The sequence below is a fragment of the Paenibacillus sp. BK720 genome (assembly GCF_011761545.1).
GTDB lineage: Bacteria > Bacillota > Bacilli > Paenibacillales > Paenibacillaceae > Pristimantibacillus.
On sequence record NZ_JAASRQ010000001.1, the window covers coordinates 1,049,675 to 1,065,460 of the forward strand.

A 15,786-nucleotide genomic window follows, 5' to 3' on the forward strand; every position below is an offset into this window, starting at 1 on the left:
AGAGATGAAAGGCGCATTCAAATGGATATTGCTTGGAGGCGTGCTAGTATTTATTGCGCTGTATGGCATCGAAATGTCTTCGTCAGGCATTGAACGCATATACGGACCAATCGAGAAGAACAATTCTTCCTCGATTGTTTCGGAGGACGACCGGTACGATCTGGCTGCTTCCGATGAGGAATCGCCAACCGTAAAGAGCGGCGGATTGTCCACGGAAGCCGACCGGAAAATCGCCGAGCTCGAGAAGGAATTGAAGGAAGTCCGGAAAATCGCGGAGCAAAACGCGCGGCATGAGCGGCTTCCCGGCCTATCGTCGGACTCCGGGGAACCAACGGTGAACAAGGTAGCCGACGGTACGGCTGGCCTTCTGCAGTCCGTCTCCAATAGCGGGATTCGGTTTATCGCTTCTTTATTTGGTTCGGTTACCGGATAGACAGCCGGGCATCTTGCCGTATCCTCATTGCTGGTATACCATATAGCTGATATAATGGAAAGAATGATTAGCTATATTGGATTGTGTGGGGGTTAGGCATGACTGACGTTCGTGACCGGCAAAAGAAAATTAGGAATTTCTCGATTATTGCACATATTGACCACGGGAAGTCAACGCTCGCTGACCGTATTCTTGAATTTACCGGAGCGTTAAGTTCGCGCGAGATGCAAGATCAGGTTCTCGACCAGATGGATCTTGAGCGGGAACGCGGCATCACCATTAAGCTGCAGGCTGTGCGCCTTACTTATAAGGCGGACGACGGCGAAGAATATTTGCTTAACCTGATCGATACGCCGGGGCATGTCGATTTCACGTATGAAGTATCCCGCAGTATGGCCGCTTGCGAAGGCGCTCTGCTTGTAGTCGATGCGGCGCAAGGCATTGAAGCGCAAACGCTTGCCAACGTGTATCTGGCGCTTGACAACAACCTGGAGATTCTTCCGGTTATTAATAAAATCGACCTGCCAAGCGCCGAGCCCGAGCGCGTGAAACAAGAGATCGAGGATGTTATCGGTCTTGACGCGAGCGACGCGGTTCTGGCTTCCGCGAAAGCGGGGATTGGCATTAAAGAAATTTTGGAGCAAGTGGTACAGAAGGTGCCTGCTCCGACCGGTGATCCGGATGAGCCGCTTAAAGCGCTTATTTTCGACTCGCATTATGATCCGTACAAAGGCGTTATCGTGTATGTGCGCGTTATCGACGGCAGCATCCAGGCCGGCAAGAAAATTCGCTTTATGGCAACCGGCGCCGAGTTTGAAGTGATCGAGGTTGGCGCATTCAAGCCTCGGATGGGTATCGTGGACGAGCTTGCCGTTGGCGATGTAGGCTTTATCGTTGCCGGCATCAAGAACGTAAAGGATACGCGCGTCGGCGATACGGTAACGGAAGCGAAACGTCCGGCTCAGGAAGCTTTGCCTGGTTACCGCAAGATCAACCCGATGGTTTATTGCGGTCTGTATCCGATCGAGACGCAGGACTATAACGATCTGCGCGAAGCGCTCGAGAAGCTTGAGCTTAACGATGCGTCGCTCCGATACGAGCCGGAAACATCGACGGCGCTCGGCTTTGGCTTCCGCTGCGGCTTCCTTGGCCTCCTGCATATGGAGATCATCCAGGAGCGCATTGAACGCGAGTTCAATATTCCGCTTATTACAACGGCTCCAAGCGTTATCTACCGCGTAACGCTGACGAACGGAACGGTTCTCGATATCGACAATCCATCCAATTACCCGGAAGCGGGCAAGCTGGAATATGTGGAAGAGCCGTATGTAAAAGCATCGATTATCGTCCCTAATGATTTCGTAGGCGCGATCATGGAGCTATGCCAAAGCAAACGCGGCGAGTTCGTGAACATGGAGTACCTGGATACGAACCGGGTTACGCTTACTTACGAAATTCCGCTCTCGGAGATTGTTTACGACTTCTTCGACCAGCTGAAATCAAGCACCAAAGGTTACGCTTCGTTTGATTACGAGCTGTCGGGCTACCGCAGATCGAATCTGGTGAAGATGGATATTATGCTGAACGGCGAGCAGGTCGATGCCCTGTCCGTTATCGTTCACCGCGACCGCGCTTACCATCGCGGACGCGGCATTTGCCAGAAGATGAAAGAGCTGATCCCGCGCCAAATGTTCGAGGTGCCGGTACAGGCCTCCATCGGGACAAAGGTTATTGCGCGCGAGACCGTTAAAGCGATGCGCAAAAACGTCCTTGCCAAGTGTTACGGCGGCGACATCAGCCGTAAACGGAAGCTTCTCGACAAGCAGAAGGAAGGCAAGAAGCGGATGAAGCAGGTCGGCAGCGTAGAGGTGCCTCAGGAGGCCTTCATGGCGGTGCTGAAAATCGACGAGGACTAAGAGCGGGCTGCTCCTAGTCTCTGTCGCAGGATAATGGCATAAGGCTGTGCTCAGGGGACAGGGTATCTCCTTTCAGCCGCTGTTGCTGATTTTTTTCCTGAATGAAGTGTTATCGGAAGAAAAAAATGCAGCAAAGGCGGGCGCTACGCTCCTCCAGGAGATACCCTTTACCCCAAAGCGGCCTATGCCAATAATCTAGACAGGACTAAGGAGCTTGCTCTCCTTAGTCCTGTCGATTTTTTAATAGGGGAAATAGTGATCGCTTACGATGTAAGAATTGTTTCGCGATTCTTTATAGGAGGAAATTGAAATGATTAATTACGCGCCGAAGGCGCTTTATATTCATATCCCGTTTTGCACGAACAAGTGTCATTATTGCGATTTTACGTCGTATGTACTAAAGGGACAGCCTGTGGACGAATATCTCGACGCTTTGGAGAGGGAAATGGCGCTCACGGTTGCTCAAATACCGCCGGAGAGAATCGATACGGTATTCGTGGGAGGAGGCACGCCTACGGTACTGACGCCGCCACAAATGGAGCGGTTTCTCGCTTCGGTGAAGAAATATTTCCCGCTTGCCGACGATGCGGAATTTACGATGGAAGCAAACCCTGGCACGACCGACCCGGAGAAGCTGGCGGCCATGTTTGCCGGAGGAGTGAACCGGATCAGCTTTGGCGTGCAATCGTTTGATAACGGGCTGCTGGAGCGCATTGGACGCATTCATAATGTAGACGATGTATACCGCAGCTTGGAAAATGCCCGTGCCGCAGGCTTTACGAATCTGTCGATCGACCTGATGTTCGGACTGCCAAAGCAAACGGTTGAGATGCTGGAGGACAGCGTTAATAAGGCATTGGCGCTTGACCTGCCGCACTATTCGCTTTACAGCCTGAAGGTGGAGGAAAATACGCTCTTCCACAAGCTGTATCAACGCGATGAGCTGCCTCTTCCTCCGGAAGACGAAGAGTTTAATATGTATACCTTGCTTATGGACCGGCTGAAGCAGGCGGGTTACGTTCATTACGAGATCAGCAATTTCGCCAAGCCGGGGTACGAGAGCAGGCATAACTCGACGTATTGGCGCAACGAGCCTTATTACGGGCTTGGAGCCGGCGCCCATGGTTATGCCCGGGGGCTTCGCCATGTAAACGTGAAGGGCGTGCAGCCTTTTATCGACTATACAAAAACGAAGCTGCCGCGCCTCGAAGAAAACGTTGTTCCGGAGTACGAGGCGATGGAGGACTTCATGATGGTGGGGCTGCGGCTGCTCAAGGGCGTGCGCGCTTCCGATTACGCCGCTCAATTCGGGGGGCGGAAGCTGGAGGATAAATTCGGTCGAATCATTGAGAAGCTTCTAAAAGACGGCCTGCTGGAGAAGGTCCGGGAGGATGGCGACACGATATACAAATTGACCGATAAAGGCGTTCTTTTCGGCAACGATGTATTTGGCTCGTTTATCGGTTTAGAGGAAGAAGCGGCTGGCTAAAATTCGGAAAAATAGTTCTTGAGAAAACATGCGACTTGCTGTATATTTATTCAATAGAATTTATATGCACCGGGTGGAGGCGAAGCAGCATGGAGGCAACGGAACAGTTAACGGTAGTTTGCAGAAAAGCAGCGCCGGAAGATGTGGAAACTTTGTACGAACTCATTAAAGGCTATGCGGAACAGGGAATCATGCTGCCGCGCACCCGGGAAACGTTATTGCGCCAGATTGATACGTTTGTCGTTGCGGAGATCGGGGATAAGATCGTTGGCTGCGGCTCCTTGCTGCGGCTTGGTCAGGATCTTGTAGAGATTCGTTCCCTCGGCATGTCCCAGGAATATAGAGGCCTAAAGATAGGGAATAAATTGGTTGATTTCCTGGTCGAGCAGGCAAGAGAACAGCAGATTCCCAAGATTATGGCGCTTACGTACGCCGTGAATTTCTTTTTGCGTAACGGATTCACCGTTGTGGAGAAAGAGATTTTTCCGGAGAAAGTATGGAAAGACTGCGTGAACTGTCCGAAGCAGCATGCGTGCGACGAGATCGCCGTGCTCAAAATGTTAAACTAATATTCCGAAGGCCGGGCTGATCGCCTGGCCTTTTTTATTTTTTATCGAAGGACATAGGCCTGAAAAGAGGGAACCGACTTGACAATGCTTAAGCGGGTTTGGTATTTTTGTATTAATGATTAGCACTCGGCCCTAATGAGTGCTAACGAGAAGATCCGATAATCGTTTTGGAGGGATGCGAATGTTGACTGAACGGCAGCGAATGATACTGAATGCAATTGTAGACGACTATATCCGTTCGGCTGAGCCTGTTGGTTCCAGGAGCATATCGAAGCGCGGCGATGTCGCCTTTAGTCCTGCAACGATCCGTAATGAAATGGCCGACCTGGAGGAGTTAGGCTTCCTCGAGCAGCCTCATACATCGGCGGGCCGTATTCCATCAACCAAAGGTTATCGTTATTACGTCGATCATCTCGTGAAACTGAATGAAATTAACGAAAATGATTTGAAGCAGGCCCATTCCTTCTTCTCGGAGAAGATGATTCAAATGGAGCAGGTTATCCAGCATGCCGCGATGATTTTGTCCAATTTGACGAATTACACCTCCATTCTGCTGGGACCGGAAATGTTCAGCAATTCGCTGAAGCACTTTAACCTGGTGCCTCTGGACGAGTCGACGGCGGTTGCGATAATCGTAACCAATACCGGCCATGTGGAAAACCGGACCATTACGGTTCCGCCGGGCATCCGCATGGATGAGATGGAGAAGATCGTAAACATCTTAAACGCCAAGCTGGTCGGTATTCCGCTCGTACGGCTGAAGTCGAAGCTTTACGCCGAGGTAGGCCAGGAGCTTGAGCGTTACGTTGACCATTGCGAGGAAGTGCTTGGCATTCTCGACAGCGCGCTATCTAACGACTCGGAGCAGAGGGTGTTCCTCAGCGGGACAACAAACATGCTTACGCAGCCGGAATTCAAAGACGTCGACAAGGTGAAGACGATTCTTGATTTGCTGGATGAAACGCCAACCGTGATGAAAATGATTTCCGCCGCGCCGTCGGGTATACAAGTTCGGATTGGAACAGAAAATGACCATGAGGCAATCGCGAATTGCAGCTTGATTACGGCTACGTATCAGATTGACGGCCAATCGCTTGGCACAATCGGCATTCTTGGGCCGACACGGATGGAATACGGGAAAGTGATCACGCTTCTTGATGTGATTTCGAAGGATATGGCACATATATTGGGACGCTTCTATAAATAGGCTTCTGTTGCTGTTTGGGCGGGTGCTGTGGGGCTTGTGCGCGTACGAGCAGGGTATTGCCTTCCGTCGCTGTTGAAAACGGGAATGTGGATTAGATTCCTGCGGAATATTCCCGTTTTCAAAGGCGAGCGCTCGCGCTCTTCAGGCAATACCCCGCTCTCCCGCGCCCGGCGCGCAGCACCGCAGCGAAAGAGCAAAGGCAACATATTTTACGCGCTTGGGGCGCGTAAACAACTGGCGCTGAACCGCCAGTTGCAATTCTTTTAAGGATTATGCTTACGAAGTAAGAATTGCTTCGCAATTCTTTTAAGGAGGTGAATATGGTGAGTAACGACCAACATAACGAAACAATTGACGAGGTTATAGAAGAACAACAAACAGATCAGCAGGAAGCAAGCGAAGCGCAAGAAGATCCGCGCATTGAAGAACTGACAAAGCTGGCTGAAGAGAATCAGCAACGATACTTACGCGCGCAAGCGGATTTCGACAACTTCCGCCGTCGTACGCAAAAGGAAAAGGAAGATCTTGCGCAATACGCTTCGATGAAGCTGATCGGCCAGCTGCTTCCGGTTGTCGATAATTTCGAGCGCGCTGTTGCTGCGGCTACAGCGAATCAGGATTTTGAAGCTCTTGCCAAAGGCGTGGATATGATCTTCCGCCAGCTGGAACAAACGTTGCAGCAGGAAGGTCTGAAAGCGATGGATGCCGTTGGCGAGCCGTTCAACCCTGAATACCACCAGGCGATTATGACCGTGGAATCCGATGAGCATGAAGAAGGCATCATCGTAGAGGAAGTGCAAAAGGGCTACATCCTGAAGGATCGCGTTCTGCGTCCGGCTATGGTTAAAGTAAGCGGCTAATTATTATTCCGATTACTGGAATTTAAATAAGATTGTTCTAGGCAGATGCTTACGAAGTGAAAATGGCTTCACAATTTCTAAGTAGATGCTTACGAAGTGAAAATGGCTTCACAATTTTCTAAGTAGATGCTTACGAAGTGAAAATTGCTTCACAATTTTCTTTAGGAGGAAACTTACGATGAGTAAAGTTATCGGTATTGACCTTGGTACAACAAACTCTTGCGTTGCGGTAATGGAAGGGGGCGAAGCCGTCGTTATTCCGAATCCCGAAGGCAACCGTACAACACCTTCTGTTGTCGGCTTCAAAAAAGACGGCGAGCGTATCGTAGGCGAAACTGCGAAACGTCAAGCCATCACAAACCCTGACCGTACGGTAATCTCGATCAAACGCCATATGGGTACCAATCATAAAGAAGTGATCGACGGCAAAGAATATACGCCGCAAGAAATTTCGGCCATCATCCTGCAAAAGCTTAAATCCGACGCGGAAGCTTACCTGGGCCAACCGGTAACGCAAGCGGTTATTACGGTTCCGGCTTACTTCAATGACAGCCAGCGCCAGGCAACGAAAGACGCCGGCAAAATCGCGGGACTGGAAGTTCTCCGTATCGTCAACGAGCCGACGGCTGCGGCACTGGCTTACGGCCTCGAGAAATCCGAAGATCAAACGATCCTCGTTTACGACCTTGGCGGCGGTACGTTCGACGTTTCGATCCTCGAGCTTGGCGACGGCTTCTTCGAAGTTAAAGCAACGAGCGGCGACAACAAGCTGGGCGGCGACGACTTCGACCAAGTGATTATCGATTACCTGGTGTCCGAATTCAAGAAGGAGCAAGGCGTTGACCTCTCCAAAGACAAGGCGGCTGTGCAACGTTTGAAAGACGCTGCCGAAAAAGCGAAAAAAGAGCTTTCCGGCGTTCTGACGACAACGATTTCCCTGCCGTTCATCACCATGGCTGACGGTGTACCGCAGCACTTGGAGCTGAACCTGACTCGCGCGAAATTCGAAGAATTGTCCGCGCACCTGGTTGAGCGTTCCCTGGCTCCTACGCGTCAAGCATTGAGCGATTCAGGTCTGTCCGTGAACGAAATCGATAAAGTTGTCCTTGTAGGCGGTTCGACTCGTATTCCTGCCGTGCAGGAAGCGGTTAAAAAGCTGATCGGCAAAGAGCCTCACAAAGGCGTTAACCCGGACGAAGTGGTTGCCCTTGGCGCAGCAGTTCAAGCGGGCGTATTGACTGGCGACGTTAAAGACGTTGTCTTGCTCGACGTTACGCCATTGTCCCTCGGTATCGAGACTGCAGGCGGCGTCTTTACGAAGATGATCGACCGCAATACAACGATTCCTACAAGCAAATCGCAAATCTTCTCCACTTACGCTGACAACCAGCCGGGTGTTGAGATTCACGTTCTGCAAGGCGAGCGTCAAATGGCTGCCGGCAACAAAACGCTGGGCCGTTTCACGCTGAACGATATTCCTCTTGCTCCGCGCGGCGTACCGCAAATCGAAGTTACTTTCGACATCGACGCGAACGGTATCGTAAACGTATCGGCAATGGATAAAGGCACTGGCAAAAGCCAAAAAATCACGATCACTTCCTCGAGCGGCCTGAGCGATGAAGAAATCGAGAAAATGATGAAGGATGCCGAGCTGAACGCGGAAGAGGATCGCAAACGCCGCGAGCTTGTTGAAGCGAAGAACAGCGCAGACCAACTCGTTTACTCGGTTGACAAAACGCTGAAGGATCTGGGCGATAAAGTAGATGCTTCCGAAATCGAGAAAGCAAACGCGGCGAAAGAGAAAGTAACAAACGCGATTGCAACTGACGATCTCGAGCAAATCAAGCAAGCGTCTGACGAGCTGACAGAAATCGTTCAACAGCTGTCCGTGAAGCTTTATGAGCAAGCTCAAGCTGCTCAAGGCGGCGCGGAACCGGGTGCTGAAGCAGCCGACGCGGGTGCTCGCGGCAAAGACAATGTTGTTGACGCCGACTATGAAGTAGTTGACGAAAACAAGAAATAAGACTTAACTTGTAATGGGAGAGGTCAAAGACGGGGTCTTCCTGTCTTTGGCCTCCTTGTGCGAATAGACTGTTTTTGCAGCAAACATGGGTGGAGGTGAGATGAGTTGGCAGATAAACGCGATTATTACGAGGTGCTTGGCGTAAGCAAAGGCGCTTCCGGCGACGAGATCAAGAAGGCGTACCGGCAGCTGGCGCGCAAGTACCATCCTGACGTCAATAAAGAAGCGGACGCGGAAACGAAGTTTAAAGAAGTAAAGGAAGCTTATGATGTTCTGAGCGATGACGGGCAGCGAGCGAGATACGACCAGTTCGGTCACGTTGATCCTAATCAAGGCATGGGCGGAGCTGGCGGATTCTCCGGAAATGGTGACTTTGGCGGCTTTGGCGATATCTTTGACATGTTTTTTGGCGGTGGCGGCGGGCGCCGCGACCCGAATGCGCCGCAGCGCGGCAATGACCTGCAATATTCGATGACGATCGAGTTCAAGGAAGCGGTGTTTGGCAAAGAGACGGAAATCACGATTCCTCGCACGGAATCTTGCGATACTTGCGCAGGCTCCGGCGCAAAGCCGGGAACCAAGCCGGAAACCTGTACCGTATGTCATGGCTCCGGCCAGCAGGAGGTTGTCCAGAATACGCCGTTTGGTCGTATGGTCAATCGCCGGGCATGCTCGAATTGCGGCGGCTCGGGCAAAGTGATCAAAGAGAAATGCGGAACTTGTCATGGCGCGGGCAGAGTGAAAAAGCAGCGTAAAATTAATGTCCGCATCCCTGCGGGCGTGGATGACGGCGCTCAAATTCGTCTCTCCGGCGAAGGCGAAGGCGGACTCCGCGGAGGTCCGGCAGGCGATTTGTACATCGTGATCCGCGTGAAGGCGCATGAATTCTTCGAGCGCGAGAACGACGACATCTACTGCGAGGTGCCGTTAACCTTCGTACAGGCGGCGCTTGGCGACGAGATCGAGATCCCTACGCTGACCGAGAAAGTGAAGCTGAAAATTCCTGCAGGCACGCAAACGGGTACTTATTTCCGTTTAAAAGGAAAAGGGGTGCCGAAGCTTCGCGGCTACGGCCAAGGCGATCAGCACGTCAAAGTGACGGTTGTGACCCCGACCAAGCTGTCCGATGAACAGAAGGACCTTCTTCGCCAGTTTGGCGGAATCGGCGGCGAGTCGCCGGCAGAGAACCAAGAGCATCACGAATCGATTTTCGAAAAAATGAAGAAAGCGTTCCGCGGCGAGTAGCCCGGAACGTTTTTTTCTGCGCCCCGCGCATAGTTCGGCATCTCATGCAACATGCTACTTAAGTAATGGACCTATACTATACTTAAGGAGTTGCGTAAAAATGACGAACGAGAAAAAAGGCTACATGGAGAAAGTAAACTTTGGCGATTTGCCGGTTGCCAAAAACGAGGATGTCGAGTTCTCCGAAGAGCTTGCGGACGAAGCCGACAAAAAAGCGGAGCAGCGCGCCGCTGCAGCGGATGCTCGGGCTCAGAATGAGCAGGGCGTGTAATGTCTCAGCAGGTTGAGATCCGGGCGAACTTTGGCGAGCCGGCCGCTGCCCAGGAAGCGCTCCGCAAGCTGCAAGCACTAAGAGCCTTTGAAGTGAACGGGTTGTTCGAGAGCGGTCTGCTCACCGCGACGGTAGATGAAGAGATTGTCGAACGGGCCATTCATATGATCGAACAGATTGGCGGCAGCCCCGAGACCGGAACGATCGGCTGACCGCGGAAAGCGGCAAACCTTGTGTTTGCCGCTTTTTTTGTGCATAAATGATGAATAGTGTACAATAGATGGTAGTTTTCACAATGGAGGGTTATAGTACATATGAAATGGCATGAAATTACGATCTCGACAACGGAACAGGCAATCGAGATGATCTCTAACTTTTTGCATGAAATGGACGCGGGCGGCGTATCCATTGAAGAATCGGGTACTTTGAACAAGGAGCGGGATACTTCTCTGGGACAATGGTACGAGAAGCCGCTCAACGATATTCCGGAAGGTCAAGCGGTCATCAAGGGCTACTTCACGGAAAGCGTGGACATGAATGAGCTTAAGCTGCAGATTGTGCCACGGATTGAACAGTTAAAGGAATTCGGCATTGATCCCGGTACTTACGAGATTTCGTTTAAGCTCGTCGACGAAGAAGACTGGGCAACGGCTTGGAAGCAGTACTTCAAGCCTATTAAAGTGTCCGAAAGGCTGACGATCAAGCCGACATGGGAAGAATACGAGCCGGCTGCCGGAGAGAACATTATCGAACTCGACCCGGGCATGGCCTTTGGTACGGGTACGCACCCTACAACCGCGCTTTGCCTTCAAACGCTGGAATCCGTTATTAAAGGCGACGAAGAAGTGATTGACGTGGGTACCGGTTCCGGTATTCTCGCAATCGGCGCGATGAGGCTGGGCGCACGCCGCGTATTGGCGCTTGATCTCGATCCGGTAGCCGTATCAAGCGCGACGGAGAATGTAAGGCTAAACGGCCTGCAGGACGATGTCGAGGTGCTGGAAAGCGATTTGCTGGGCGTGCTGGGCGGCAAAGTCGTTCACGCGGTTAACGAACGGGATGCGCTAACCACTTCGGTATCGCTACCGGTATATTTGGTAGTTGCGAACATTCTGGCGGAAATTATTCTGCTCTTTATCGACGATGTGTTCGCGGCGCTTAAGCCTAACGGCATTTATATCGCATCGGGAATTTACATGAACAAAGAAGCAGACGTGGAGGAAGGACTGCTCCGGTCGGGCTTTGAAATCGTAGATAAGCGCCGCGATCAGGATTGGATTGCATTCGTGGCGAGAAAGCCGCAGGTGAATGAATGAGCTGGGATGATTTCTTAGCGTATCCAATCGAGGATCTGCCGTTTGTTGCGCTGGTCCTGATCATATCGTTTACGGTGCATGAGTTTGCGCATGCTTATAGCGCCTACAAGTTTGGCGATAATACGCCTAAAGAAATGGGAAGAGTAACCCTCAACCCGCGCGTGCATATCGATCTGCTTGGCGCCATTCTTATTCTGATCGCGGGCTTCGGTTGGGCGAGGCCTGTTCTGATCAACCCGAGCCGGTTCAAAAAACCGCGTCTCATGGGGGTTATCGTATCGGCCCTTGGTCCTATCAGCAATTTGCTGCTTGGCGTCTTAGGCGTTCTGATTGTGTTAATACTGGATAAGACGGGTCTGATGTACGCAGGCTCTAACGGCGTTAACTTGGCGCTACAGCATTTTTTCTTTTATTTCATGTATTTGAACTTCCTATTGTTTATCTTTAACCTGATTCCGCTGCCGCCACTCGACGGTTACCGGATCATTCAGGATCTGGTCCCGCTGAAGACTAGAATCAAGATGGATCAAAACGTGCAGTGGGGCATGTACATCTTCCTGCTGCTCGTGTTTATTCCGCCGCTTCGCCGGGTGACGCTTGATCCGATTCTCGGCTGGTGGGAGCCGTTATACAATTTCTTTTTCAATTTATTCCAACCGCTGTTTTAAGCCGCATTTCATAGATTTTTAAGGCGGAAACATGCTATTATGAAGGATGGTTAGACTGACGCAATGCAGCGATATTTTGTGGCAGCGGAGCAGTTTGACGGCTCTAGCGTGCGTTTAATAGGAGAAGATGCCTTCCATGCCGTTCGCGTGATGCGGATGAAGCCGGAAGAAAAGTTTATCGCAAGCGACGGCATTTCCCGCGTAGTGCTTGCTTCGGTGCGGGAAGCTGCCTCTTCTGAGGTTGTGGCGGACATTGTGGAGGAGCTGCCCATGGACAGCGAGTCCAGCTGGTCGGTGACTATCGCGCAAAGCCTGCCTAAGGGCGATAAGATGGAGCTGGTCATCCAGAAGGGGACCGAGATCGGTGCTTACGCTTTTGCGCCATTCCAGTCGGAGCGGATGATCGTCCAATATGACGGCAAGAAGGAAGCAAAGCGTCTGGAGCGCTGGGGCAAGATCGCCAAGGAAGCAGCGGAGCAGTCGCACCGCTGCCGCGTGCCGGCGATCGAGCCGGTGCGCAGCTGGCGCGAGCTGAAGGAAGTTATACCGACGTTTAATTTAGCGTTATTTTGTTACGAACGGGAAGGCGATGCAGCAGCGGGAACGGGCATCCGTGATGCCGTTTCGAACTGGAGGCAGGCTGGCCAAATGCCAGCCGAGCCGAAGGTGCTGCTCATCGTTGGTCCCGAAGGCGGCTTTACGGAACGGGAAGCAGATGAGGCAGAGGCGGCTGGAGCCGTTATCGTAGGCCTTGGCAGGCGGATCCTGCGGACGGAAACCGCGGGTATCGTCGGGCTGACCTGCTTGCTGTACGAGGCCGGAGAAATGGGAGGAGCGTAAGAAATTTATGCCATCGGTTGCATTTTACACCTTGGGATGCAAAGTTAACTTTTACGACACGGAAGCCATTTGGCAGCTGTTCAAAAACGAAGGATACGAGCAGGTTGATTTCGAATCGACGGCTGACGTCTACCTGATCAACACATGCACGGTTACCAATACGGGCGACAAGAAGAGCCGCCAGATTATCCGCCGCGCGGTACGCCGTAATCCGAATGCGGTTATTGCGGTTACGGGCTGTTATGCCCAAACGTCTCCGGCAGAGATTATGGCCATTCCGGGGGTAGACCTGGTTATCGGCACGCAGGATCGCGAGAAAATCATGACGTTCGTGAATCAGATTCACGATGACCGCCAGCCGGTTAACGCGGTTCGCAACATTATGAAGACCCGCGAATTCGAGGAGCTGGACGTACCGGATTTCAATGAGCGTACGCGAGCTTTCCTGAAAATTCAGGAGGGCTGCAATAACTTCTGCACCTTCTGCATTATTCCGTGGTCGCGCGGTCTTTCGCGGAGCCGCGATCCGAAGAGCGTGCTCGAGCAGGCGAAGCAGCTTGTAGCTTCCGGTTACAAGGAAATCGTCCTTACCGGTATTCATACGGGCGGGTATGGCGACGACATGGAGAACTATCGTCTCGTTGACCTCCTGTGGGATCTGGACAAGATCGATGGACTGGAGCGAATCCGCATCAGCTCGATCGAAGCCAGCCAGATTGACGACGCGATGATCGACGTATTGAACCGTTCGACCAAAATGTGCCGCCATCTGCATATTCCGCTTCAAGCCGGCGATTCCTCCGTGCTCAAACGGATGCGCCGCAAATATACGACGGACGAGTTTGCAGCCAAGCTCAAACGGATCCGCGAAGCGATGCCTGGCGTAGCGATTACGACAGACGTTATCGTTGGTTTCCCGGGCGAGACGGAAGAAATGTTCGAGAACGGCTATAAGTTCATGGAAGAGGTTGGCTTCTCGGAAATGCACGTCTTCCCGTATTCGAAGCGTACGGGCACGCCGGCGGCCCGCATGGACGATCAAGTGGATGAAGAAGTGAAAAACGAACGCGTTCATAAGCTGATTGACCTGTCCGAGAAAATGCAGCTTGCCTATGCCGAGCGGCATATTGGCGCCGTACTCGACGTCATTCCGGAGCGTGACTACAAAGGCGCTCCCGGTACGGGGCTTGTGATGGGTTACTCGGATAACTATATTCAGGTTGTGTTTGAAGGAACCGAAGCGCTTGTCGGCAAGCTTTGCCGCGTGAAAATTACAGAAGCCGGCGTCAATGAATGCCGCGCTCAGCTTGTCCGCGTACTTGACGATGTACCGGCAGAAGCGATGAGAGCTTAGAGATAGCTATAACGCACGAGGATTTCTCGCTCATTTCTGTAGTATCGGAATAAGCGGGAAATCCTCGTTGTTGCATGCAAATGTCAAGCAGGCAAAAGGGGGAAACGGAAATGGTGGAAATTTCGGCAGGAGGCGTCGTCTATCGCCGGAACGAGGCTGGCCTTTTGCAAATTCAGCTGATTCAGGACCGTTATGGCAAAGTGTCGCTCCCGAAAGGCAAGATGGAGCCCGGGGAGACGGTCGAACAAACGGCGCTTAGGGAAATTGCCGAGGAAACGGGCATGATCGGGGTTATCGTTAAACCGATTGACCAAATCAAGTATCAGTATCAGGATGCGAATAAGGGAACCGTCAATAAGGAGGTTCATTATTATTTGGTTGAAGCGGTTGGCGGATCGCTTCAGGCACAGGTGGAAGAAATCCGCGGCGTTGAATGGTTTGACCCGATTGAAGCCTGGAGACGCCAGAAGCAGTCGGGCTATGAGAATAATAACCGGATTGTAGCGGGAGCCCTCAGCTTGCTTGGCGTAAAGTTTGATTAGACCGGCAGCTTGCGGAAGGCCGGCAAATAGCAGAACGGCAAGGCCATCAGCGAGCTAAGAATATTGAAAATCGTTTGAGCGTGAGCGATTTGGCTGGCCGGGGAATGGGCGAACCATTCGGATACAGCCGATAGCTCTCCCAGGAACGGCATGAAGAGCACGGCGCCGCCTGCATTTAGGATGGTATGGGACCATGCTACGTATTGGCCGGACTTTGATCCGCTGAAGGATGCGAGCAGCGCGGTGGCGCAAGTTCCGATATTCGCGCCGAGCACAACGGCTACGCCTAGCTCGAGAGGCATTGCTCCGATGGCTGCAAAGCCCATAATAATACCGATTACAGCAGCACTGCTGTGGACGATTGCTGTCAGCACCGCGCCGGCGGCTAATCCCCACCAGAGGCTGCTTGTTGATTTTTCCAGGAACCAGCCGAACATCGAGCTTTCCTGCACGGCGGGACCGATAGCCTGCATCATGGCCATCCCGGCAAGCAGCAGGCTGAAGCCGCCTAAGGCAACGGCAGAGGAACGGATCGTCTCAAGCAGCCGGATCGAGCGGGCCTGGGGCCATATTCCAAGCTCGTTCAGCATTACGGTCGCGAGCCAGCCGGCCAGCGACAGCAGAAGCAAAGGAATAGACAGTTTATTTAAGCTCAGGCCGATCAGCTCAGTCGTCAGGCAGGTGCCAATGTTGCTTCCAAGGATAATGCCAAGCGTACGGGGAAAGGTTAGCAGGCCTGCATTGACGAGTCCGATGGCAATTACGGTTACGGCCGTGCTGCTCTGCAGAAAGGCGGTAGTTGCCGTGCCGACGGCAAGGCCGTGGATCGGGGTCGCGGTTGAACGGTGCAAAATACGCTGCAGATACGGGCCGGCCAACCGGTGCAGCGCAAGCTCCATCAGCTTCATCCCGCTAATAAAGATGGTGAAGCCGATCGCCATTGGCAAAAGAATCGAATGGAGCATGGCAGGGTTCTCCTTTTTATAAAAAGTTATCGTTGATACATATGCAAACGGACAGACAAGCATGACAAGCCAGGATCAGAGAGGGAGA

17 protein-coding genes are annotated in these 15,786 nt (G+C 52.3%); 16 read left to right on the plus strand and 1 reads right to left on the minus strand.

The genetic code is table 11. The features are described 5' to 3' along the window. Window positions 1–4: 4 nt before the first annotated feature. The 16 genes from FHT67_RS04530 (at window position 5) to FHT67_RS04600 (ending at window position 14,733) form a co-directional block, all read left to right on the plus strand. Complete coding sequence (locus FHT67_RS04530; RefSeq protein ID WP_167196062.1) at window positions 5–433, plus strand: hypothetical protein; 429 nt, start codon at window positions 5–7, stop codon at window positions 431–433. Window positions 434–531: 98 nt separating this feature from the next. Further along, window positions 532–2,349 carry a translation elongation factor 4 gene (gene lepA, locus FHT67_RS04535; protein WP_132304340.1) on the plus strand — a complete coding sequence of 606 codons (1,818 nt, stop codon included), beginning with the start codon at window positions 532–534 and terminating at the stop codon, window positions 2,347–2,349. A gap of 310 nt (window positions 2,350–2,659) precedes the next feature. Further along, window positions 2,660–3,838, plus strand: coding sequence for a radical SAM family heme chaperone HemW (gene hemW / locus FHT67_RS04540; protein WP_167196065.1), 1,179 nt, complete (start codon window positions 2,660–2,662; stop codon window positions 3,836–3,838). A gap of 89 nt (window positions 3,839–3,927) precedes the next feature. Continuing rightward, window positions 3,928–4,407 (plus strand): N-acetyltransferase, encoded by a 480-nt coding sequence (locus FHT67_RS04545; protein WP_167196067.1) that lies wholly within the window; start codon window positions 3,928–3,930, stop codon window positions 4,405–4,407. 181 nt (window positions 4,408–4,588) lie between these two features. Further along, window positions 4,589–5,614, plus strand: coding sequence for a heat-inducible transcriptional repressor HrcA (gene hrcA, locus FHT67_RS04550; protein ID WP_132304346.1), 1,026 nt, complete (start codon window positions 4,589–4,591; stop codon window positions 5,612–5,614). 84 nt (window positions 5,615–5,698) lie between these two features. After that, complete coding sequence (locus FHT67_RS29655; RefSeq protein WP_208403110.1) at window positions 5,699–5,881, plus strand: hypothetical protein; 183 nt, start codon at window positions 5,699–5,701, stop codon at window positions 5,879–5,881. 53 nt (window positions 5,882–5,934) lie between these two features. Continuing rightward, a complete protein-coding gene (gene grpE, locus FHT67_RS04555) occupies window positions 5,935–6,474 on the plus strand; it encodes a nucleotide exchange factor GrpE (protein ID WP_132304348.1) in 540 nt (179 codons plus the stop codon). 178 nt (window positions 6,475–6,652) lie between these two features. Further along, entirely contained in the window at window positions 6,653–8,497 is a 1,845-nt protein-coding gene (gene dnaK / locus FHT67_RS04560; protein WP_167196070.1) for a molecular chaperone DnaK, read from the plus strand. A gap of 105 nt (window positions 8,498–8,602) precedes the next feature. After that, the gene (gene dnaJ / locus FHT67_RS04565; RefSeq protein WP_167196073.1) at window positions 8,603–9,742 is read left to right on the plus strand and encodes a molecular chaperone DnaJ; all 1,140 of its coding nucleotides are present in this window, start codon (window positions 8,603–8,605) and stop codon (window positions 9,740–9,742) included. 100 nt (window positions 9,743–9,842) lie between these two features. Then, a complete protein-coding gene (locus tag FHT67_RS04570; RefSeq protein ID WP_132304354.1) occupies window positions 9,843–10,013 on the plus strand; it encodes a YfhD family protein in 171 nt (56 codons plus the stop codon). After that, window positions 10,013–10,225 (plus strand): hypothetical protein, encoded by a 213-nt coding sequence (locus tag FHT67_RS04575; RefSeq protein WP_015843811.1) that lies wholly within the window; start codon window positions 10,013–10,015, stop codon window positions 10,223–10,225. Before FHT67_RS04570 ends, FHT67_RS04575 begins: the two co-directional genes overlap by 1 nt. Window positions 10,226–10,327: 102 nt before the next feature. Next, complete coding sequence (gene prmA, locus FHT67_RS04580; protein WP_167196076.1) at window positions 10,328–11,329, plus strand: 50S ribosomal protein L11 methyltransferase; 1,002 nt, start codon at window positions 10,328–10,330, stop codon at window positions 11,327–11,329. Beyond that, on the plus strand, window positions 11,326–11,997 hold the full coding sequence (locus FHT67_RS04585) for a site-2 protease family protein (protein WP_167196079.1): 672 nt from the start codon (window positions 11,326–11,328) through the stop codon (window positions 11,995–11,997). Before prmA ends, FHT67_RS04585 begins: the two co-directional genes overlap by 4 nt. Window positions 11,998–12,060: 63 nt before the next feature. Next, complete coding sequence (locus FHT67_RS04590; protein ID WP_167196082.1) at window positions 12,061–12,837, plus strand: RsmE family RNA methyltransferase; 777 nt, start codon at window positions 12,061–12,063, stop codon at window positions 12,835–12,837. Between the two features lie 7 nt (window positions 12,838–12,844). Then, entirely contained in the window at window positions 12,845–14,191 is a 1,347-nt protein-coding gene (mtaB, locus tag FHT67_RS04595) for a tRNA (N(6)-L-threonylcarbamoyladenosine(37)-C(2))-methylthiotransferase MtaB (protein ID WP_167196085.1), read from the plus strand. Between the two features lie 110 nt (window positions 14,192–14,301). Beyond that, on the plus strand, window positions 14,302–14,733 hold the full coding sequence (locus FHT67_RS04600) for an NUDIX hydrolase (protein WP_132304364.1): 432 nt from the start codon (window positions 14,302–14,304) through the stop codon (window positions 14,731–14,733). Here the strand turns inward: FHT67_RS04600 and FHT67_RS04605 are convergent. Further along, complete coding sequence (locus FHT67_RS04605) at window positions 14,730–15,698, minus strand: Na/Pi cotransporter family protein (RefSeq protein ID WP_132304366.1); 969 nt, start codon at window positions 15,696–15,698, stop codon at window positions 14,730–14,732. The two genes, FHT67_RS04600 and FHT67_RS04605, sit on opposite strands and share 4 nt — an antisense overlap. Window positions 15,699–15,786: the final 88 nt, after the last annotated feature.

Bases quoted from the DNA above. Each gene is read 5' to 3' on its own strand.
- FHT67_RS04530 (WP_167196062.1), top strand. From the start codon at position 5: ATGAAAGGCGCATTCAAATGGATATTGCTTGGAGGCGTGCTAGTATTT.
- lepA (WP_132304340.1), top strand. From the start codon at position 532: ATGACTGACGTTCGTGACCGGCAAAAGAAAATTAGGAATTTCTCGATT.
- hemW (WP_167196065.1), top strand. From the start codon at position 2,660: ATGATTAATTACGCGCCGAAGGCGCTTTATATTCATATCCCGTTTTGC.
- FHT67_RS04545 (WP_167196067.1), top strand. From the start codon at position 3,928: ATGGAGGCAACGGAACAGTTAACGGTAGTTTGCAGAAAAGCAGCGCCG.
- hrcA (WP_132304346.1), top strand. From the start codon at position 4,589: ATGTTGACTGAACGGCAGCGAATGATACTGAATGCAATTGTAGACGAC.
- FHT67_RS29655 (WP_208403110.1), top strand. From the start codon at position 5,699: ATGTGGATTAGATTCCTGCGGAATATTCCCGTTTTCAAAGGCGAGCGC.
- grpE (WP_132304348.1), top strand. From the start codon at position 5,935: ATGGTGAGTAACGACCAACATAACGAAACAATTGACGAGGTTATAGAA.
- dnaK (WP_167196070.1), top strand. From the start codon at position 6,653: ATGAGTAAAGTTATCGGTATTGACCTTGGTACAACAAACTCTTGCGTT.
- FHT67_RS04570 (WP_132304354.1), top strand. From the start codon at position 9,843: ATGACGAACGAGAAAAAAGGCTACATGGAGAAAGTAAACTTTGGCGAT.
- FHT67_RS04575 (WP_015843811.1), top strand. From the start codon at position 10,013: ATGTCTCAGCAGGTTGAGATCCGGGCGAACTTTGGCGAGCCGGCCGCT.
- prmA (WP_167196076.1), top strand. From the start codon at position 10,328: ATGAAATGGCATGAAATTACGATCTCGACAACGGAACAGGCAATCGAG.
- FHT67_RS04585 (WP_167196079.1), top strand. From the start codon at position 11,326: ATGAGCTGGGATGATTTCTTAGCGTATCCAATCGAGGATCTGCCGTTT.
- FHT67_RS04590 (WP_167196082.1), top strand. From the start codon at position 12,061: ATGCAGCGATATTTTGTGGCAGCGGAGCAGTTTGACGGCTCTAGCGTG.
- mtaB (WP_167196085.1), top strand. From the start codon at position 12,845: ATGCCATCGGTTGCATTTTACACCTTGGGATGCAAAGTTAACTTTTAC.
- FHT67_RS04600 (WP_132304364.1), top strand. From the start codon at position 14,302: ATGGTGGAAATTTCGGCAGGAGGCGTCGTCTATCGCCGGAACGAGGCT.
- FHT67_RS04605 (WP_132304366.1), bottom strand. From the start codon at position 15,698: ATGCTCCATTCGATTCTTTTGCCAATGGCGATCGGCTTCACCATCTTT.